A 20,047-nucleotide genomic window follows, 5' to 3' on the forward strand; every position below is an offset into this window, starting at 1 on the left:
TCACAACTCGATTTTTGTTTGCAATATATCTAATTTCATTTTTTATAGACTTCAATTAGAGTTGTTTTAATGAAAAAACAATATGTTGAATAGATAATTAAATAAGGCTTTTCTATTCCTTCCTAGAATGAACAGTAATGTATAATCAAATGTCCCTAAATGTAACAAGGGGGCAGTAAAATTTGGTTTATATTCATTTTTTTAGCTATTTTAGTAGCTAGTTATGTTGTGGCCCAATATTTTATTATGGATGGATTTCAAACAGGACTTATCAAAATGAAGTTTATGTTTGTATCTAAATTAATTGTTTTTTGGTATATAATGTTATTTATACATATTACAACTAGTATAGTAGCATTAGTAATCGGTCCGTTTACATTATCCACAAAATTTAGAGGAAAGAATATTAACCGTCATCGAATAGTTGGGAGAATCTATATGGTTGATATATTATTAGGCGGCGTTTCAGGACTGTACTTATCCTTTTACGCTATGGGGGATTGGTAGCAAAGCTTGGTCTCGGTTTGTTATCCGTATTTTGGCTAACATCAGCATATCAAGCATTAAATAGAGTTAAGAATAAGAAAATTCAAGACCATCAAAATTGGGTGATTAGAAATTATTCTTTAACCTTTGCGGCAGTTACATTAAGAATTTGGCTACCTTTGTTTGTATTGCTATTTGGATTACAACAGTTTGAAGTTAGTTACACTGTTATTGCTTGGTTAGCATGGGTACCAAATTTAATTATTGCAGAATTATTTATAAGACAAAGACTTAATAAAGGAAAATACCTGGTAAATGAGGATGTACATTTATGATGCAAATCTGATTTAATGTTAAGAATTGAAATTCTCAGCAATTCAATGTTTTTTGTAATTTTTCCCGCCGAGATTATGGAGTAACCTACCTTGGCGCTAGCGAGAAAATAATTGAACGAATGAAGTACGTTATTCAAAAGATTACTTTACCTTTTAATATTTTTACAGTATTCAACCAGAGAACGTTTCTTATGTAAGGAAGGGATATGAGGGGTTATATGAAAAGAATGAAAAATGTATGGTTATTAGTGTTATGTTTCTTATGTTTGAGTGGGTGCAATTATGAAAATGAAGATCAGGTGAAAAAATATATAAAAGAAAAACATGGTTTCGATGTTGTTGTAACAGATTGGGGCGGGATACATGAAGGAAATATGGGACATACGTACCATACTGTTCAGGCAAAGGATAATAAAAATATTCAATTTCGAGTAGAGGTAAATGGTATCTTCTATTCCACAATACAAGGTGATGAATACGAATATGGGAAAAACACATACGAGGAATATAAGAAATTCAAACCCATTCTTGAAGAAATGAAAAAGTTAGGTTACGAGGAATCTGAAAATAAAAATGTTCTTCAATATATAGTAGATTATAACAATGCAGCAGAAAAACCAACAGATGAGTTGTTATTAACCTTAAAAATGAGTAAGGAAATCGATTATAGTCAATTTGAAACTATAGAATTAGATCGTTTACATACATTATTTCAACTCAATCAAAAGAGTAATAGAAAGATAACAGAACTTGAAATTGAGGATCATAATGGTAAATCGATTGGTCTTCCTTTCGAAGATGTGCAAAAGGGTATAACGAAAGAAGAACTTCTACTAACAATGAAAGACACAGTAAGCGGTTATTGGACATATTTAATTGAAACTCAAACAAAAGTCGTTGAAAGATTAAAAGAAATTCAAAATGACCGCTTTGTAATTAAAGATATTACTTGTGCACATCCGAAGGAAGGGAAATGCCCAAAATATGAAGCTACGATAGTTTTTAATGACAGTTCTATGGAGTATAAAAATGATCCCGATGTAATGGAGGATTTGACAAAGGTGGTCACGATTCTTAAAGAAGAACTACATAACGAGAAATTTGATATATTTGTATCCAACAAAGATAGAACAAGCTATTCACTCTGGCTAACGTCAGAGAAAGTTCAAAACAGTAGTAACATCTATGAACTTATAAAATAATTGTATATCAAAAATAATATGTAATAGGTTCTATTGATAACTTTGTTTTTTCGACGCAAAGTGCATGAATGGTTTTGCTGCTTTTTACAGAAAATGAAAGTTTGTATTAGTTTTTCAATAACTAACATAACCATCTAACTCTTAAACGATAGATGGTTATGTTAGTTCTAAATGCTATATTTTTAAATGAAAGTCGTATAATTTTAAAAAGTATAAAGTTATGAATTAAGTTATATCAGTATGAAATATCTCTTTAGAATGAATCAACCAAAAGTTTATATTTTCTAGGAACATGAACAGAAAATGAACAAATTTTTTTATGAAAACTGTTCATGCAATCCTAAAGAAAGAGTTGATTCTAATCAATCTTTTTTTTAAATCGATTCTTTTTTGTGAGTCATAGAATCTAATTTGGTAAGAGATTTTTGATTAAACTTTATTTTAAAGCAACGTTTAAAAGGAGTAAAAAATGAATACAATTAATAAAATCTTAAGTGATTTTGCAGATATAAATACAGATGAATACGTGAGGAATTATTATGAGCTTAGTATTATGTCAGAAAATAAAGAGGACAATATTTTTGTACTTGCCAAAAAGGCGACATATGCTACTAGTAATGACACATTAGAACTCATCCGCTTGAAAGAATGGAAAAAAGAATTCCTAATTTGCCAATATTCCAATGGAGAGTCTTCTTGGTTTGGGAAAATACCGTGCGGATATGATTTACATGGATTGACTCCGAAGGAATTTATAATAGAGCAGTTATTAAATGTATACAAACAAGAACCAGATGAGGTTTATTGGATTAAATTAGATCCAGGAGGTTATTATGCATGCTGTTATGAAGAATATTTGTTTAAGACAAACACAGGAATTTATTTTTTTAGTATGCAAGTACACGATTAAATAATCAGGATTTGAAATGTAGTTTTATTAATAAAAAAGATTGATAACTTAATAATAAAGAAGAAGTCTTCATGTCCAAGGAATAAGAATTAAATGAAGAATACAGATAGTCCAGGTGAATTTTGTATTCTTCTTAATTCCTATAATATTTTTGAAAATAAAGTTAAAAAACCAAGCACCTAAAATTGTAACAGATAACTCAAAAATCGTAATTATCCATTCTAGTATAGTATGTTCTACATCAGGAGAAGCACCAGCCATACTAAGAATAACTATAACTGGAAATGAGGGTATATAAACAAGTAAATAAGAAAAAAAGTAAAAAATATATTTTATCAATGTTTTTCCTTCCATAAGATCCACTCCTAATATAGAACTAATAGTTAAAGGCGAATTATCAAACTTAGTCAAAAGTTACACATGTTATATTTTAAGTATATAAAGTTAGCGCTTTTATACATAATTGGAGGTCCCTAAATAATGTTATTTTAGAGGTCTTCAGTGGTGAAATATCATATAATATCAAGAAGTGATAAGGAACTATAGCAAACAAATAGTCTGCATATATCAATCTAATTATAGTAAAAAAGGAAAATTATTAGAATCTTGACTTTTTTCTACATGCATATCAGAAGGTAATGAGGAATTATAGCTTAATCCTTTAAAATATATCCATATTATAAAGAAAAATAGAACTTGAATACAAATAGGAGTCTGAATATTCTGTTGAAAATAAATTGAATATGATGATGATAATTTATATAATGTATGTAAGACTTTCTTTTTTCTTTTCTTAATCCATAAATACTACAACCCTTTCGGGGAAATGACTTTGTAAAGCAGCCTTGCTTACAAAAATTCATATACCCGAAAGGGTTTTTTGTGTTTAAAAACAATTAGGCTTATGCCGTTTATATAGATATTTCCATAAGGAAAGGATGAAGGGTGTTGTATATATTTGAAAAGGAATTTTATTATGCAGTTACTCTAAAGGGTTTGTAACACTTCCACTAACTTATTAAACAAATTTCATACTAAGTAGTAGGAGTAAAAATAATGTATGTTACTACTAAAACGAATGAACTAAATGGATTTGAGCGAATAGCTAAGATTTTAGAGGAAGTTGAGAGATCTGCTACTCATCAGCAGATGATAGAAGTTCTAGTAGAAGGTAAAACATATCAATCTGCCTTTTGCTTTGCACATGTTGTTGCGGATATAGGACAGTGTGTTTCCTTACTACTTTTCACAATAATTGGGGGCATTGAGAGTACAGTTCAAAGTATAAAAGATGCAATTGATAATGGGATTTCCAATTTGAAGTTTGGTACTGAAGAAAAAACTCAATAAGTTATTAATTTGAATCACAGTTTCAGTTTTATGCTGAAAAGGGAAAATATACAATATTTCTAATTATAATTAATGGCCGTAAGCCAATCATTAGGGTACATGATTTGGTAAGAGAAAGATCATATACCTTTTTCATTTGAAGAATCACCAGCTGCTGCAATACGTAACGTTATAGGTGAGAAAAGTATTGAATTGGTACTTTAAAAGAATTGGGAGAACCTATTTATCAAAGATTATTAGAGAAAAAAAGAGATGGAGACTGTACCTTGTTATTATGACAATAAGTTATTTAAATATTTCTAGGTGTTAAAGTTCAATTTCAATGAATTTGAAATGAATTATTGTATTAGTGAAATGGTAAAAGAGTAGAAAATCTTGTTTCCGAAGGTGGATTATGGAAGCGTGTTAGAAGAGGGTAATAGTTTAACTGACTACATGCTTAAATATGCAGAAATTATAGTAGAGAAGGTTTTACATGAGGTGAAACCATCCTATAACCCTCTAATAGATTTGCCTTTAGAGCATTTTCTTTCATAAAGGGAGGAAATTATAATGATAGGTGAAACTTTTAAAAATTTATTATTAAATCTGGCTGGTTTAATAGTGGGGTTAAGTGCTATATATTTAATAATTAAATATAGCTTCAAATTAACAGTAGAAAAAGCTATACCTAATTTAATAGCCTATGCTAGCTTATATTTACCAGGAGTTATAACATTTAGCTTAGTTGGGTATTTTTCAAGCTCATGGATTTTTGGAATTGCAATGGGTGTTATAGTTGAGGCAATTCGTTTCTATGGATTAGGAAGAATACTAAATAAAATATCCTCTTCATTAAGAGCGATGAAAGTGAAAATTGCTATAGCAAAAGCAAATAAAATTGCAAATACTAAACATAAACCTTTAGAGGTAATTGAAGTTGCTCAATTTAGCCTTGAAAAAGAGAGCATAGTACAAGAGCAATCAGCAGTAATTGAATTGAAAAAAGAACAGAGAGAGATTATAAAAACAGAAGAATCAGAAATAATTGACGATGCAGATGATGTAGAAGATTTAGATGAAATGGAAGGCTTAGAGCGTGTAGCTGTACTAGAGCACATAGAAATGGTCGCAGAAACTAAAGAAGAAATACTAGTGGAAAATGATACTACAGTTAAACGTGAACGTAAGCAGGCAGAAAGTACACCTGATACACAGGAAATATATGAACAATTACAACTTGTTTTAGTTGGTGGGGATTTATAAAAAAATAATCAAGAAATTAGTTTGTATTTAGAATTAAAAAGCTCGCTTTAAGATGAACTAGCTACTATCTTACTCTGTTTCAATAATGGCAAAATAAATATCATTGTACACTTGATGTACGCGAATAATAAACTTGTTAAAAAGTAATAACGTCATTTCAAAAAACTTTAGAAACGCATGGTAATAATTGGTGCAATCATTCTTTATCCTGTATGATAAAAATGGGAATATTCAATGTTTTCATAGACAATAATTGGCTTAATAGAAGTTGAAAAAATTATTAATAGGAACGAAAAGGATGACCAAAATGGGAATAAAAAGGAACCTATAGAATTTGCAATTTATATTTAATATATGAATTGTTTAACAGGAAAGGAGGTAGTGAAAAGCATTGAAAAAAAACAGTTGTAGTAAAGGGAATTACGGTTTTATATGGTTATAGATATGTATCACCACGTTGAAAATATTTTAACTTTTAAACAAAATAAACAACAAGGGGTAGATAAAATGGGGAAATATGTGAAAGACCAAAAGGTAGTTGCTTATACACTATTAGGATTAGAACCTTGTACAGTTGTAAGAGTTGGTTGGATTTTTATTACGGTAAGAGAAGAAGAAACGGGTCATCTATATTCTGTTAGAAAAAGTAAAATGACACCTATAGAGGAAGAGGAACACTATCTTATAGAAGAAAGTATTGATGATGAAGGGTTATTCGGTATAGGTAGATTGTTTGCTAAAATAGAAGCAGAAGACATGGAAGTTGCAAAGAAATCATTTGAAGAGAATGAAGACTTCCCTAAATACGAAGATTTCCATAAACCATCAGAAGGGAAACTGTATGGTGGAGAGTACTATACTACAATCAAAACAGGTAAAGAGTTACTAGAACAATACTTTAATCGAGAAGAGCTAGAACGTAATGGTACTAATTAAATTAGATGTGTAAACGGTTAAAGGTCAAATCTTATTTATGTTAGGTATATAGACTAAGAAAATTTATATTCGTTTTTGGGGAGGACAAAATAATGGATTTGGTAAAAAATTTTTTAAACGGTTTGAAAGTAGCATTATCAACAGATGATCTCGAAGCACTAAATAAAGCATACGGTGCTACAAAAGGGGATATTGATATATTAAGAACGAAATATCCAAATTGTCCACAATCGTTAATCACTTTACTTGAAAATATCGATGGTACATATTGGCGGAAATATGGAGAAAACGAAGTCACGGTATGTATTTTAGGTTCAGATGTTGAAGAGTATCCATATTATTTGCTTTCTACACAGGAAATGATCGAAAGTTCAAAAGAAGGAGAAGACGTCTCCTATCTTTTTGAATACCAAGATGACGAGGATGCTGTTGACTCTAAGATAAATCCAGAAGGTCTTCTCCCTGGCACGTATATTCACTTTTCAGATTGTATGAACAACGGTGGAACATCAAAGCTGTATATTGATTTTAATCCTTCTGAAGAAGGGGTATGTGGTCAAATCATTCGTTTTTTACACGACCCCGATGAATATGAAGTGATTGCAAACAGCTTTGATGAGTATTTACAGAATCTTATTGATGGTAATTTTAATTTTCTAGACGGAGAAGAATCTCAATAATGTGTGAAGAATTTTACTCAAATATTGGAGGAGATTGCGATGAATCAAGATCCAATTTTACAAAAGGTAATAAATAAATGGTAAAATATGAGCCATGATTCTTCTTTCCGAACAGCATATGAAGCTCGAGAGAAATTACTTCTAGATGAACAAGCTAAGTTAGCGCATGCAGAACAAGAGGGCATGGAAAAAGGAATCGAGCAAGGTAAGATGCAGATAATCCGAGGAATGCATGAAATTGGTGTACCACTTGAAACTATTGCAAAAGCAAGTAAGTTGAGTGTGGAGGAAATTGAACGTATCTTAAAGCTAAAATAAATATATATGAGTATACAGAACCTTTGTGTAGAAAAAATTAGACGTTTATTATCATAGTAGGTTTAATGGGAAAGCATTGTGGAAGATTTTGGAATTTCCTTTTCTTAATCAATTTTTGGATGTTTTTCATGCTGCTCACAATTATATAAAAAAGTCAAAAGAAGAACGTGAAATGTATTCACGATTAATAAATATGATGCAAATCTAATGTAATGTTGAGGACAGAATTCTTCAGTAATTCAATATGTTTTTTAATGATTCTTTTTGCTGAGATTTTGTAGGAAGAAAAATACTAAAATATTTACTATAAGGTCTCAATATATGAGGTTTTTTCTATGTGTAAAGTTACTTTCCAAAAAGAATAGTAAACTTAAGGAGCCCTTCTCAAACTTGAACCGTCTTAATTTTATTAATATGTATTGAATTCTCATCCACATCTTATTTTCCCGCGTTATGTAATGTTGGTCAGTGAGAAAAAAAGGTACTCTTTCGAGTACCTTTTTACTATTCTACTTTTAACTTAATTTCTTTACCCGTCATACCACCACTAGCTTTTAAGAAAAGTCCTTCAGCATCTTTTGGTATATCAAATACAATTTTACCTGTTTGGGTTAGACCAGGATTCAATTGTTTTAAGAAGAAGTCAGTTTTTCCACCGTTAGCTAAGTCAAAAGATGTTTGACCTTGTGTTGAATATGTGAATTCGCGACCTTTACTATCTACTAATTTAAAGCTGTTAGCATCAACAGTGATAGCGTCTTTTTGATTATTAGTAAGTGTAACTTCTAAAATTTTAAATACACCTTGTGCTTGTTCTTTTGTATATTCATTGCCTACAGAATCTACTGTTTCCATAGATCCTACAGCGATTTTTACATCAGAAGATACCCCTTCTTTTGATACTGCTTTAGTGTCTGTTGAAGTTGTTTCTGTTGAATCTCCGCCACCAGCAACCATAGCAATTATTCCGATTACAAATAAAACTATAATGCCTAGGCATCCAAACTTAAATATTTTTCCCACGTTTGTTCCTCCAATTATGTAAAATTTAAGATTGCAACAGTAATAATAACACATCATATATCTTTATATTGTCATATAATGTCGAACGGAAATAAAAAGATAGTTTAGAAGTTTCAGATTTCATTTCTGTCCTATGACCTATTTTTCCCCGTATTTCGTCTGTATCTCATATTCATAAAGGTAAATGCGCTATAGTCAAAAATTTTTATCTATTTTTGGTAATTGATTCATGTAAAATTTGTTTGTTGGTACATAACTTCATCTATTTTTAAAATATTGTATTATTAGGATGCCGAGGTGAAAATAATTATGTATATGGGTTTCGACAATCAGGAAGATTGACAAAGTATTGAGAATTACTGGACTGTCTGGCCAAATTTAAGAATTTAAACAAATGCATTATTAAAAAAGAACTCTTATGGAAAGATAAGAGTTCTTTAAAAAATGTTGTATTTGAAACCCGCGATGTTTCACAAAAATATTACGTATATGCAATATATAGAGTCAATAAAAATAATAAAGGTGCATATAATCTATATTTTAATTAGTTCAGCCCCTTGGAGGGCGCTCCAAGGGGCTAAGATTCGAGAATTTTTAAACTCTTGTTAATTTATATGAGAACTCCGTGAACTACTCGCCACTTAGCAAAGCTTGAAGTGGGAGCTTATCAGTTCCACAACGAAAGTAACCTTTCGTCTCCCTGAGCGTTACTTCGGGGTGTTCCATCCCTAGATGTCCAACGCATGGATGCTCTGTTGGTACGGTTGATATTTTACGCAGGAACCGAATGGCTTGGTTTTCGCACTCTATTTTCTTCCTGCAACCTTCTATATCAAGTTATCAAAGAACTTCATATAGCAAGTTTATCAAAAGTTTTTGGCTATGCCAAACCGAAAGTCATCTCCCACCTATCGTAGGGCTACGCCCTTCACACGCTTGAGGAAGGAGAATTCTTTCGGGGAATACGTTAAAGAGTACCTATGCAATTTTAACACTCAACCACATATTTTTGAAACTATATATATAGATTTATTTGTTATTAGGTATCATGTTGCGTAACCATAATTGGTGAGCGAAGGTGAGGGGACAACAGAAGTACTGACTGAACCTACGGAGTATAAATGAGAAGATTCTTGGTTTTCTCCCAACCACCAAACATAAAGCGAATAGTTAAGAAAGATAGAAAGTTATATGATGCAGGTGCTTTTTTTTAGTTATATAGAAATTATACATTAAACATACTTAAGGAGTCATTTAAGTATAAAGATAATTTATAATCATACAATGATATGGAAAGGTCTTTTCGAACATGTTAGTTAATTCAAAGTATATGTATTATTTGGAACCTGTGCGAGGGTGCTTTTTTAATGCACATTATTATAAGGACAAGCATATTATGTAATAGGACGAGTTCTTCGTGTCCTATTCAATGCTCAGGATAACCCCGATTCACATTGAGGGCACCGGTAGCGGGGGTGCTCTCTTTTTATTGAAAAATATATTTAAATGTATATAATATGATTATTCAATTTATTTTTCGATATAAGGGGTACAAATTCGATGCGACGTAAAGAGGATTTGTTAAAACAATGGAAGGTGGATCTGCAAGCTGTTCAAGAAGAAAAGAGAATGAAGAAGAAAGCTAAGAATAAAAAATATAGCATTCCTGGTAATACAGCGGGATTCATGAATGGAAAGAATACTTATCGTAAAGAGAATGGGGTATGGAAACAAAGAAGTAAATGACGTGAAGGTAAATAAGTTTAGTTAAGTTTATAGCAAGTATTGTAGGCGCTTCCGTGATCTGGTTGGCGTCTTGTTTGTTGTTAAGGAAAAGTAACAAAATCAAAGAATATAAGTACGGGATTAGAAGAAAAAAATAATAGTCTTGTCGTTTGCTATAATCTACTAGGAAAAAGCAAATAACAAGACAATAGACAAGTAGTGAGAGGGAATTCCCATTCTCGATTGAAATTATATCGCAAAATCCAAATGCCGTATAAGAAATATTAAACTTATAAATGAAAAAAGAAACATGTTAGTGTCCCAAAAATATAAGTTTTTAAGGCTCTACCAGGATATGAATTGCAGGTACATCCCCGTATCGGTATAACGCGGAACACAATGTTCTTGGAACGGTGGACAGTAGTTGCCACGGAGAAGTCGGAGTGTGGGTTGTTAACAATGAAGTTCCTAAAGAGGAAAATTATGCAAGATCATGAAATTGAAAGAGGTACTCGTATTGCTAAAGGCGACATGGCTTCGGTGGAAAAAGCTCATTTATAGAAAAAAAGAATGAGGAAAGTGGATTGGATTATTAGCAAAATCCAACCATAATCATTTCTTCATTTTTTATTTCAATTATAAATTTATATTCTTTATCCAATAACCAGAAATAAAAACTGACTGCATCAATATCAACTAGTGATTGGAATACTTTATCAAGATTTGTGCTTATTACAGGGATTTCATAGTTATCCCATAGTATAAAAATTTGTTCATCAAAACCTGGTTTGTTTTCTTTAATAAGGGAAATTAGTTGCTCTTTATTTAAAGCTATTAATTGATTGTCTATCTGTTCCCAATCTATTCTTCCAGAGACAGTTATAGGAAATGAATTTATGAAAGTATTTGCAATTTGTTGGCTTTTATTTTGAGAGAAAATGAGAGTTTCCTCTCCGAGAGATTCAATACATTCATTAAACAAAGGGTTTGTATCATTGCTCTTTTTTGTTTTCAGTGCCCGTAACTTTTGTTGCATTTTCCATCGTCTTGAGGATCTGTCACTCATTTTTATCATTCCTTCTACAATTAATTAGGAGTCAGTATAGCATATAGTAACAGTTCTTAGTAAAGAAACTATTAGGCAATTGAAATAAGCCTCTACTTTCACCATATTTAGTTTAAGAATTAGATTGTCCGATTCTTTTGAAACATAACTATAATAATTCAATTTCAATATCATAAGCAACCCAATTATTATATAGAAATACAAATTCAATGACTTGAATTCAATGTTTTGTTACGCTATAAATAGCTTGATTTGTTTTTAACTTAAACATATTAAGAGTACTTAATAATTTTTAGGAGGCTTTTTTGAATGAAGTTATGTAAGGCGAAAACCTGGTTACCATTATCTGCTGCAATGATTACAGTAGTATCAAATCCAGTAGGGACTGCGGCTTCAACGGTTTATACGGTTCAAAAGAATGATACCCTAGAAGCAATAAGTAAACAATATGAGGTGTCCGTACAATCACTTAAACAAGAAAACAATAAAGAAAATGATCAAATTAATATTGGAGAACGTTTAACAATTCCGGTATCGTCAACTGCAAACAAATATGTTCAAAAAACTAATTCAACAGTTTCAACTAATACATATCAAGCAATTTACCAAGTGAAAAGCGGGGATACACTAAGTTCTATATCACAACAATATAAAGTTTCAATACAGTCAATAAAACAAAACAATAACGTAGACGAAAACCATATTTTTGTCGGTCAGCACTTAAAGATTGATACCGGTATTTCATTACAAGAAGTGGATTTAATGGCTCGATTAGTAAATGCAGAAGCTGGAGGAGAACCGCATGCAGGAAAGGTTGCAGTTGCAAAGGTAGTATTAAATCGTGCTAACGCAAATGGTTTTCCAAATACAATTACAGACGTAATTTATGAACCCATTAAAAATGGTTACGCATTTACTCCTGTTACAGATGGTAGAATTAATCAGCCTGCTACACAGGAAGCAAAAATGGCAGTAGAAGAGGCCCTCACTTCAAAAGGAACAAATTCTGATTGGCTTTATTTCTACAATCCAAAAACCTCGACTGATAAATGGATTACAACACGTCAAACCGTTGCACAAATTGGGAATCATTTGTTTGCTAAATAAAATAATCGTACATTAATAGGTTTCCAATGAGATAAGGAGAGGTTATTTTTGCGTGTAGTTCATTCACTATTAGCAATATTAGCTGTTATATTTTTAATTTGTGGTGTTATTATTCACGAGTATGTATTGGTTTTTTTAGTAGGGATTTGTTGCATGGTGATAGTAAGTTTTATAATTTCCAGTATACGTAATTGGAAAGAGAATAGAAAGCGTATTTCTATCGTGTATTTTACTTGTGTATTAATATTATTGCTATTGACAATATATCTTTTGTTTGTCACTTTTTATACACGTTCTTTGGAATTTTAGCACTTTTATATAAGCTAACATGGCCCCAAAATCAAAAAGAATGATGAAATCCTTAAAAAATAATCAGCTCGATTTATCGAGCTGATTATTTTTTAAGGATTTCATCAAAGTCTACGCGTCATTTTACTTTATGAAGATTATCCCATTATTGAACTACTCCCACTATTATCTCGTATAGACGAGGGAAATTAATAAGTAATGGGCTTAATCGAATTCTAACTTATTAGTAGGGTATCTCCATAATTATTGTGGTTAGAAGCCCTATCCCTTCATTCTTCCAATTGATATTTACGGAAATATCCAGACTATGGTTTGTTTGCTATACCATTTCGCTATCAAGCTAACAAAGAGATTAAAAATATTAAAGAGGATTTTTCTAAAAATGAAAGCGCTTTACAATTAAGAGGAATATGCAATTATGCATATCCTTTTTTTATTATGTTTTTATATGCAAAATCTTTTACATATGCATTATCAATTATATTCAAAATGTCACAGGCCTTGGCATCTCTGTAAAAACGTATCAAAATTTTACTTTAAGACAAACGGTATATAAATTTTTGATTGGGCAAATTCCTCTTGTTTAGGAAGAGTAAAAACATCTACTATAAAAATTTTCACAACAGAGCCAGATAACGTGATAAAGTATTTATTGCTGTGCATGTAAATATAAAAAAAAGCCTTACAAAATGATGTTTGTAATGGTTTATTTAGCTTATATGATTTTAGGAAATTAATAGCATTTTATGCCGTTATTATTAACCTAGTTACCAAGAAATAGAGGTGAATATAGAATGACTAAACCTTTTAAAAAAAATAGTCGTTATATGGTTGGGTTGGACAGTCTAAGAGGGCTAGCTATACTAGGTGTTATTTTGTATCATATTAATTTTAATTGGTTACCTGGAGGGTTTTTAGGGGTTACAGTATTTTTTGTACTTTCAGGTTATTTAATTACAGATATTCTAGCCATGGAGTGGAAGAGAAATAAGAGAATTGATTTGAAAAAATTCTGGCTTAGTAGAGCAAGAAGATTGCTTCCAGGAATGATTGTTATGCTCGTTATAACATTGGCATGGATTACGATTTTTCATAGCTCTTTACTTGAAAAAATGCGCGGAGATTCATTAGCGGCATTATTTTATGTTAGTAACTGGTGGTATATTTATCATAAATTATCTTACTTTGATAATTTTAATCAGATTTCTCCATTAAATCATTTTTGGTCGTTAGCAGTCGAGGAACAATTCTATGTTGTCTGGCCGTTTATTATTAGTTTAGGACTTTACTACATAAAAAAACAATCCCGTATGATTTTATTGATTTGTCTAGGAGCGTTTGCTTCAGCTTTAGCAATGGCAAATTTATATGAACCTGGAGTTGATCCGAGTAGAATATATTATGGTACAGATACGAGGGCCTTTTCCTTACTTATCGGAGCGGTACTTGCCTTAGTTTGGCCAAGCAATAGGCTTGCTAATAAAATTATCCCGAAGGCGCGTTTCATTCTTGATGTAGTGGGGGGCATAGCTCTTATTATAATTTTGGTTATGTTTTGGAAGACCAATCAATATGATCCATTTCTATACAAGGGAGGAATGGTTCTCTTATCAATTGCAACAGCATTGTTAGTGGCAAATCTAGCTCATCCAGCTAGTCGCATTGCTCAATTTTTGCGATTTAGGCCTTTACGTTGGGTAGGGGTAAGATCGTATGGCATATACCTCTGGCATTATCCAATTCTTACATTAACGACTCCAAAAGTAAATGTAGGGGATTTTTCAATAATAAGAGCAATCTTTCAATTTCTTTTAATCATATTGATTGCGCAAATTTCATGGAAGTTTATCGAAAAACCAATCCGACAAGGTGCGCTTCGGAACATTCAGTTTAAGAACTTAAGACTTCAAAATGTCACTTTAGGTGTTAAGTTAGCTTTAGTTTGTTCATTATTCTTTTCGTCAATAGCAGTTTTAGGGTTATCAAATGCTAGTAAGGCTAAGGAGAATTCTCAACAAGATAAGGTGGAAACAGTACAAACAAAACCGGCGCCACATCCAGTTGCTGTTTGGGAAAATGCAGATCAAGAAACGCCACTAAATCAAGGGGAATCAAAAGAAGTAAATCCTGCAAAACCTAAAAATCCACTCACAGTTACTGCGATAGGCGATTCCGTTATGATTGATATTACTCCATATTTAAAAAATACTTTTCCTGATATTAGGATTGATGCGCAAATTGGTCGTCAGCTGTCAAAAGCGATTCCGGTAGTTGAACAGTTAAAAAATGAAGGGAATTTAGGAAACTATGTCATTATCGGATTAGGTACAAATGGAGCCTTTACTACTGAGCAACTTGTTTCATTAATAAAATTAATTGGAAACGAACGTAAAATAATATTTATTAATACGAGAGTGCCACGTCCGTGGGAATCAATTGTGAACGAGAGACTGAAAGTAACAGTACCTAAATATCCTAATGTAACTCTAGTTGATTGGTATGCAGCAAGTGCTGGAAAGAAAGACTACTTTGCACCTGATGGTGTGCATTTAACCAATATAGGTGCAGAAGCATACGCAGTACTTGTAGCTAAAGCGGTTAATCAATAATTAATTATATTTGATCAAATTCTTTTGCAAAGTTAGCTGAAATAAAAAAGATTTATATTTGGAGAAATACACTTTTGGCATTTAGCAATAATTCCTGTAATTCATAATACATTGAAAAGCGAAGTTTAGTTAAAGACTTCGCTTTTTTGTACGGGACATGAATGGTGTCGATGCCTTTTACTATACATACGGTATAACGAAAATGTTGAATTTCTGTAGTTTTGAAAAATAGGTTGTCACTTTACATGTTAATAAACCTGTTCTGCAGGGTTCTTTAACGGGCTACCTATATTTTTTCTTGAAATATAAGGATACCGTCAGTTATTAACAATAATAGCTAAAAAAACCACTTTCTTTCCTAATTCACATAATTTTCAAAAATAAATCCCGTGGATGTTAATATTTGTTATATAATATATTTGTCAAAGCATTACCCCTAAAGTTTCTACAGTCAATCTGTAAGATAGTTTGTTTGGCCCGTATATTCACCTTAAACTAAAAAGAACTTGTAGAGAGTCCTACAAGTTCTTTTTGTTTTAAGGGTTAAATGTGGATTTAAAATATAGTTGCAATTCTTTGAGGGGGAAAAGTAATGTTTATAGAAACAGAAAGGTTATTAATACGAAGATTTGAGTTCAAAGATTGGCAAGCTGTTCATGAGTATACATCAGATATTAATGTTATGAAATACATACCTGAAGGGGTTTTTACTGAAGAAGGTGCAAGAAACTTTGTGAATGAAAACATTGGTGAAAACGCTAAGAACTTTCCTGTAGTATTAATTGATAAAGGTATTCTGATTGGTCATATAGTTTTTCATAAATATTTTGGTGAGCATACATATGAGATTGGTTGGGTGTTCAATCCTAAATATTTCAATAAAGGATATGCTTCTGAAGCAGCACAAGCTACAGTAAAATATGGCTTTAAGGAAATGAATTTACATAGGATAATAGCTACATGTCAGCCACAAAATATTCCATCATATCGGGTGATGGAGAAGATTGGAATGAGAAGAGAAGGCTATTTCAGGAAGTGTATACCACATGGGAATGAATGGTGGGATAAATATTATTATGCTATTTTAGAAGAAGAGTTGTGTCTCAGAACGCATTATTTAAATTGAAGCTCCTATCTCTAAAGAGGCAAGTTGACTAACGTTAGTAGGATTCTTGTTACCAAAGGCAAAGTCCATTTCTGCTATGGCTGACGTGCAAGACCATGGTGTCCCATTGCCACTCTCGTGATTGCCCTATGCATTCTCAAAATAAAGAATATTAGAAATATATTATGGTAAAATGTGTATAACTATAAATTATTAAATAGATTGGAGAATACTAGAATGAAAGTACAATTACTAAGAATAGGGATATTGGCTTGCTTTATGATATTCTGTTGGTCCTATGAAGATGTCTCTGCTGCATCTACGTGTGAGCCATATGGTGAAATTAAGCCAAACCAAAATCCCTCTCGTCAGCACATAAATTGCCTACTAACGAACGCAGCATTAAAAGAAAATGTTCCTCCTGAAGTTATAAAAGCAGTAGCTACACAAGAAAGTGGATGGAAACAATTTGATGGAAACGGCCAGCCAATCATAGCGCAAGACGGTGGAATTGGGATTATGCAAATTACCAATCAACCTCAGTTCGATCAACAAAAGTTAAAATATGATATTAATTATAATATTGAAGCAGGTGTTAAAGTTCTTCATAGTATGTATCAGCGAACAGATCTTCCTAAGGTAAAAGCTGCTGGACCAGAAGTAATCGAAAACTGGTACTTCTCCGTTATGGCTTATAATGGAACAAAACCTGCAAACAGTCCTTTGTATAAAGCTACTGGTCAAAAAAATTTAAACGCTTATCAGGAAAAAGTATTTTCTATTCTAGAACAATACAGTTTTTTAAATGATACAAAATTGGGTCAGTTTCCTTTCAGTACAGCTGATTTCGAGTATGATCCTAACACAAGCACAAATATTATATTTAAAAAGAAGGAGTACACACTAACAAATCTACATTCTTCTATCTATCACCTAAAAACAGGTGATCAAGTACTTGTAACAAGAGATGGCGTAAATTTAAGATCTAAACCTACTTCCGCTTCAAGTGGGAAACCGTTAAGTAAAAATACCAACTTGATTATTCAAGGAAACGCTGCATATGATGAATCTGTAGATAGTAGCAATCAGTTTGTATGGTATCCAGTTAAAACTGCAGATCAAAAACTAGTAGGTTATATTTCTTCTGCATATATTATGAAAAAATTATAATTTAAAATCAAACGGTGAAGATAATCACTGATAAAGATATGGTAGTGATGGGAACGGTTGAACCAAATATAATTGTGGGTTCTGGCACAAAAAAATATTAAACTTGAACATACCGATACTGATACTCTACAAAGGATTGTAACCGACATGGAACAAAATGGTTGTTCAAGTGGAAGCATTTTGTTCCTAACTGTATTTTGTAAACAGTGAAATAATACAAGCGGTACAACTTGAATTTTCGTAAAGAAGCACCCCTGCGTGTATATTACTTAGGAAAGTTTGGTTGGGAGGAAGTGAAGAGAGACGAGCTCCCAGCGAAAGTAAAAGAAAGAATAGATATGAAATAATTAGTTACTTATGATGGCGGATTCTCTTACATGGAGGATTCGCTGTTTTTTTATTTACAATGAGAAACGCATGTTAGGGTGAATATTGAGGTTAATTGGAATGCCAGACTGATCGATACAGTGAACGTATCAATTATTGATTTATATAAGTACCTATACATATCAGGTTATCGAAATTTTGTTCATTTGTTTCCATTAGAGGTGCATCTTGGGGGAAGAAGAAAGTGTGCGAAAGAAGTGTTAGAAAGCCGTAGCGTGATTGAGAGAATTAAATTCGTAAGATGTCTCGTAATAGATAGCATAATAGAGAATTAAATCGTTTTATATTTTAATATATTGTTATAATATTACGAAAGGGAATAAGGTAATATAAGGTAAATACGCTAATGTTATTGTATAAATATAGCGCAAACAGGGAGAATGAACATGAAAAAGTATCTAGTAGCAGGATTATTGTTGTCAAGTTTATTAGTGGGGTGTGGTCAGGAGAACGCCTCTACCAAGAAAGACACGCCTAAGAGTGAGCAGGAAGTGAAGAAGGACGCGCAAGCCGATAAGAAGGTAGATGAAACAAAGCATGATAAATTAAAGGACACGGAAAAGTTGGATGATAACGTGCCAAAGGATAACGAAAACAAAGCGCTTGATACGAAAAATAGAGAAGATAAAGTTGATATTGTGCAGTATCAGCTTCCATCAGATGAAAGTAGTTCTACGATGCCTGTCGATTACTTTGAAGCACTTGAACATGGTATGCCATATGAAGAAGTAGCTAAGGTGTTACACCGTAATGCGACAAGTGCAATTAAAACTAAGAAATTTGATACTGAATTAATTGAATATACTTATGAGGCACCAGAAGCGGTGATACAAGTTCAATTTAAGGATGGTAATTTATTTGGTGCGGAATATGTTGGTCAAGATAAGGAAATGTATTCAGTCATTCCTGTTGGATGGGATGTAAAAAATAATCGTTGGGAGGAAGAAAAAAACGTAGGCGTGCGATCTAGTGAGAGTAAGTCAAACAACCACACGTCTCAAAGGAACGAAGGCAAGAATGTTGAAGCCAACGATAAACCCGCATCTAGTACAGCAGGTGTAGAGGCAGATAATAAGTCCGAAGAAGCTACTACCAATCATAAACCTAATAATAAAGAAGTTGAACAACATCATAATAAGGAACAGCAACATAAGGAAGTAGAAGAATTTAAGCCGAGTGATGCAGACATGGAACGTATTAAACGACAGGAAGACCGTTGGAATACGCCATCAGGTGGTGTTGGTGCTACATGGCAAGAAGAAATGAAAAAACAGAAATAAAACAACATAAACACCTGTTATACTGATTAAGTGAATTTAAAGTGAGAAATTTATAGTTTTTATCATCACTCTGTCTATTACAAAATATTAATATTGTTGTTGATATTGTCTTATAAGAAGGAATTCATTTAAGATATTAATTGAAAATATTAATTGGGAGGGTGTTAGAAATGGAATTAAATAATGAGGATGGAATTAGTATAGAAAAAAGTACAAGTATTAACATGGAAGAAATGGAGTTATTATTGTTAGCTGATCCCTCAACAGAAGTAGTTAATGGATATCTTAAAAAGGGAGATTGTTTTGTTTTAAAAAAAGGTGCTGTTACTGTAGGTATTATGATTTTAATTCCTACCCGAACTGAAACAATTGAGATTATAAATATAGCAGTTTCCGAAAAAGAGCAAGGAAAAGGATATGGGAAATACCTACTTAAATTTGCTATAGATTATGCTAAAAAAGAAAAATATAAAACTATAGAAATAGGCACAGGAAATTCTAGTTTAATGCAATTAGGCCTTTATCAAAAATGTGGTTTTAGAATAACTAGTGTGGATAAGGATTTTTTCTTACGAAATTATAATGAAGAAATATATGAAAATGGTATTCAATGTATGGATATGATTAGGTTAACGCAAAATTTATAAAAATTATTTACATCAAAAAAATCGCAACACCCTTTAAATGTAGAGGGTTGCGATTTTTTTGATGTAATGCGTCATTATGATTTATGGGTAGCATTAGGGAGTATATGTATTTGAGAATTATTACAAAATCAACAAGTGTTAATAAATTCATCTGTTA

Annotated in this window: 16 protein-coding genes and 3 pseudogenes; 16 read left to right on the forward strand and 3 right to left on the reverse strand. The window is 31.9% G+C overall.

Annotated elements, in window-relative coordinates; all coding sequences use genetic code 11:
* Window positions 1-246 precede the first annotated feature (246 nt).
* From ACO6VI_RS22240 to ACO6VI_RS22250, 3 genes and pseudogenes are all read left to right on the forward strand, one after another.
* Window positions 247-821: pseudogene (locus tag ACO6VI_RS22240) on the forward strand (DUF2306 domain-containing protein).
* A 218-nt stretch (window positions 822-1,039) separates the two neighbouring features.
* On the forward strand, window positions 1,040-2,023 hold the full coding sequence (locus ACO6VI_RS22245; RefSeq protein WP_161520252.1) for a hypothetical protein: 984 nt from the start codon (window positions 1,040-1,042) through the stop codon (window positions 2,021-2,023).
* A 469-nt stretch (window positions 2,024-2,492) separates the two neighbouring features.
* Complete coding sequence (locus ACO6VI_RS22250; protein ID WP_161520253.1) at window positions 2,493-2,933, forward strand: hypothetical protein; 441 nt, start codon at window positions 2,493-2,495, stop codon at window positions 2,931-2,933.
* Window positions 2,934-3,002: 69 nt separating this feature from the next.
* Here the strand turns inward: ACO6VI_RS22250 and ACO6VI_RS22255 are convergent, their stop codons facing one another.
* Entirely contained in the window at window positions 3,003-3,287 is a 285-nt protein-coding gene (locus tag ACO6VI_RS22255) for a hypothetical protein (protein WP_161520254.1), read from the reverse strand.
* Window positions 3,288-3,989: 702 nt separating this feature from the next.
* Between ACO6VI_RS22255 and ACO6VI_RS22260 the strand changes: the two genes are divergently transcribed.
* The 6 genes and pseudogenes from ACO6VI_RS22260 to ACO6VI_RS22285 form a co-directional block, all read left to right on the forward strand.
* Window positions 3,990-4,283, forward strand: a complete 294-nt coding sequence (locus ACO6VI_RS22260; protein ID WP_017657372.1) for a hypothetical protein — start codon at window positions 3,990-3,992, stop codon at window positions 4,281-4,283.
* A gap of 552 nt (window positions 4,284-4,835) precedes the next feature.
* On the forward strand, window positions 4,836-5,528 hold the full coding sequence (locus ACO6VI_RS22265) for a hypothetical protein (RefSeq protein ID WP_161520255.1): 693 nt from the start codon (window positions 4,836-4,838) through the stop codon (window positions 5,526-5,528).
* 315 nt (window positions 5,529-5,843) lie between these two features.
* Window positions 5,844-5,989 (forward strand): annotated as a pseudogene (locus tag ACO6VI_RS22270) (transposase); the annotation flags it as partial.
* 46 nt (window positions 5,990-6,035) lie between these two features.
* Window positions 6,036-6,464 carry a hypothetical protein gene (locus ACO6VI_RS22275; protein ID WP_031312909.1) on the forward strand — a complete coding sequence of 143 codons (429 nt, stop codon included), beginning with the start codon at window positions 6,036-6,038 and terminating at the stop codon, window positions 6,462-6,464.
* A gap of 92 nt (window positions 6,465-6,556) precedes the next feature.
* A complete protein-coding gene (locus tag ACO6VI_RS22280; RefSeq protein ID WP_161520256.1) occupies window positions 6,557-7,144 on the forward strand; it encodes an SMI1/KNR4 family protein in 588 nt (195 codons plus the stop codon).
* 6 nt (window positions 7,145-7,150) lie between these two features.
* A pseudogene (locus ACO6VI_RS22285) lies at window positions 7,151-7,462 on the forward strand (Rpn family recombination-promoting nuclease/putative transposase); the annotation flags it as partial.
* Window positions 7,463-7,966: 504 nt separating this feature from the next.
* Here the strand turns inward: ACO6VI_RS22285 and ACO6VI_RS22290 are convergent.
* The gene (locus ACO6VI_RS22290) at window positions 7,967-8,485 is read right to left on the reverse strand and encodes a DUF4352 domain-containing protein (protein WP_017658149.1); all 519 of its coding nucleotides are present in this window, start codon (window positions 8,483-8,485) and stop codon (window positions 7,967-7,969) included.
* 1,560 nt (window positions 8,486-10,045) lie between these two features.
* Here ACO6VI_RS22290 and ACO6VI_RS22295 point away from each other — a divergent pair.
* The gene (locus ACO6VI_RS22295; protein WP_001253021.1) at window positions 10,046-10,231 is read left to right on the forward strand and encodes a hypothetical protein; all 186 of its coding nucleotides are present in this window, start codon (window positions 10,046-10,048) and stop codon (window positions 10,229-10,231) included.
* Window positions 10,232-10,802: 571 nt separating this feature from the next.
* Here ACO6VI_RS22295 and ACO6VI_RS22300 read toward each other — a convergent pair.
* The gene (locus ACO6VI_RS22300; RefSeq protein WP_422424101.1) at window positions 10,803-11,276 is read right to left on the reverse strand and encodes a hypothetical protein; all 474 of its coding nucleotides are present in this window, start codon (window positions 11,274-11,276) and stop codon (window positions 10,803-10,805) included.
* 309 nt (window positions 11,277-11,585) lie between these two features.
* Here ACO6VI_RS22300 and ACO6VI_RS22305 point away from each other — a divergent pair, with 309 nt between their 5' ends.
* From ACO6VI_RS22305 to ACO6VI_RS22330, 6 genes are all read left to right on the forward strand, one after another.
* Complete coding sequence (locus ACO6VI_RS22305) at window positions 11,586-12,383, forward strand: LysM peptidoglycan-binding domain-containing protein (RefSeq protein WP_422424103.1); 798 nt, start codon at window positions 11,586-11,588, stop codon at window positions 12,381-12,383.
* Between the two features lie 1,103 nt (window positions 12,384-13,486).
* Window positions 13,487-15,301 (forward strand): acyltransferase family protein, encoded by a 1,815-nt coding sequence (locus tag ACO6VI_RS22310; protein WP_069604162.1) that lies wholly within the window; start codon window positions 13,487-13,489, stop codon window positions 15,299-15,301.
* A 592-nt stretch (window positions 15,302-15,893) separates the two neighbouring features.
* Window positions 15,894-16,427, forward strand: coding sequence for a GNAT family N-acetyltransferase (locus ACO6VI_RS22315; RefSeq protein ID WP_000469487.1), 534 nt, complete (start codon window positions 15,894-15,896; stop codon window positions 16,425-16,427).
* A 216-nt stretch (window positions 16,428-16,643) separates the two neighbouring features.
* Window positions 16,644-17,576 (forward strand): transglycosylase SLT domain-containing protein, encoded by a 933-nt coding sequence (locus ACO6VI_RS22320; RefSeq protein WP_422424105.1) that lies wholly within the window; start codon window positions 16,644-16,646, stop codon window positions 17,574-17,576.
* Window positions 17,577-18,349: 773 nt separating this feature from the next.
* Window positions 18,350-19,243 (forward strand): hypothetical protein, encoded by an 894-nt coding sequence (locus ACO6VI_RS22325; protein WP_422424107.1) that lies wholly within the window; start codon window positions 18,350-18,352, stop codon window positions 19,241-19,243.
* A gap of 170 nt (window positions 19,244-19,413) precedes the next feature.
* The gene (locus tag ACO6VI_RS22330) at window positions 19,414-19,890 is read left to right on the forward strand and encodes a GNAT family N-acetyltransferase (protein ID WP_422424109.1); all 477 of its coding nucleotides are present in this window, start codon (window positions 19,414-19,416) and stop codon (window positions 19,888-19,890) included.
* Window positions 19,891-20,047: the final 157 nt, after the last annotated feature.

Origin of the sequence: Bacillus sp. PSXD-155, from assembly GCF_049310765.1 — a bacterium.
Classification (GTDB): Bacteria; Bacillota; Bacilli; order Bacillales; family Bacillaceae_G; genus Bacillus_A; species Bacillus_A cereus.

Bases quoted from the DNA above. Each gene is read 5' to 3' on its own strand.
- ACO6VI_RS22245 (WP_161520252.1), top strand. From the start codon at position 1,040: ATGAAAAGAATGAAAAATGTATGGTTATTAGTGTTATGTTTCTTATGT.
- ACO6VI_RS22250 (WP_161520253.1), top strand. From the start codon at position 2,493: ATGAATACAATTAATAAAATCTTAAGTGATTTTGCAGATATAAATACA.
- ACO6VI_RS22255 (WP_161520254.1), bottom strand. From the start codon at position 3,287: ATGGAAGGAAAAACATTGATAAAATATATTTTTTACTTTTTTTCTTAT.
- ACO6VI_RS22260 (WP_017657372.1), top strand. From the start codon at position 3,990: ATGTATGTTACTACTAAAACGAATGAACTAAATGGATTTGAGCGAATA.
- ACO6VI_RS22265 (WP_161520255.1), top strand. From the start codon at position 4,836: ATGATAGGTGAAACTTTTAAAAATTTATTATTAAATCTGGCTGGTTTA.
- ACO6VI_RS22275 (WP_031312909.1), top strand. From the start codon at position 6,036: ATGGGGAAATATGTGAAAGACCAAAAGGTAGTTGCTTATACACTATTA.
- ACO6VI_RS22280 (WP_161520256.1), top strand. From the start codon at position 6,557: ATGGATTTGGTAAAAAATTTTTTAAACGGTTTGAAAGTAGCATTATCA.
- ACO6VI_RS22295 (WP_001253021.1), top strand. From the start codon at position 10,046: ATGCGACGTAAAGAGGATTTGTTAAAACAATGGAAGGTGGATCTGCAA.
- ACO6VI_RS22300 (WP_422424101.1), bottom strand. From the start codon at position 11,276: ATGAGTGACAGATCCTCAAGACGATGGAAAATGCAACAAAAGTTACGG.
- ACO6VI_RS22305 (WP_422424103.1), top strand. From the start codon at position 11,586: ATGAAGTTATGTAAGGCGAAAACCTGGTTACCATTATCTGCTGCAATG.
- ACO6VI_RS22310 (WP_069604162.1), top strand. From the start codon at position 13,487: ATGACTAAACCTTTTAAAAAAAATAGTCGTTATATGGTTGGGTTGGAC.
- ACO6VI_RS22315 (WP_000469487.1), top strand. From the start codon at position 15,894: ATGTTTATAGAAACAGAAAGGTTATTAATACGAAGATTTGAGTTCAAA.
- ACO6VI_RS22320 (WP_422424105.1), top strand. From the start codon at position 16,644: ATGAAAGTACAATTACTAAGAATAGGGATATTGGCTTGCTTTATGATA.
- ACO6VI_RS22325 (WP_422424107.1), top strand. From the start codon at position 18,350: ATGAAAAAGTATCTAGTAGCAGGATTATTGTTGTCAAGTTTATTAGTG.
- ACO6VI_RS22330 (WP_422424109.1), top strand. From the start codon at position 19,414: ATGGAATTAAATAATGAGGATGGAATTAGTATAGAAAAAAGTACAAGT.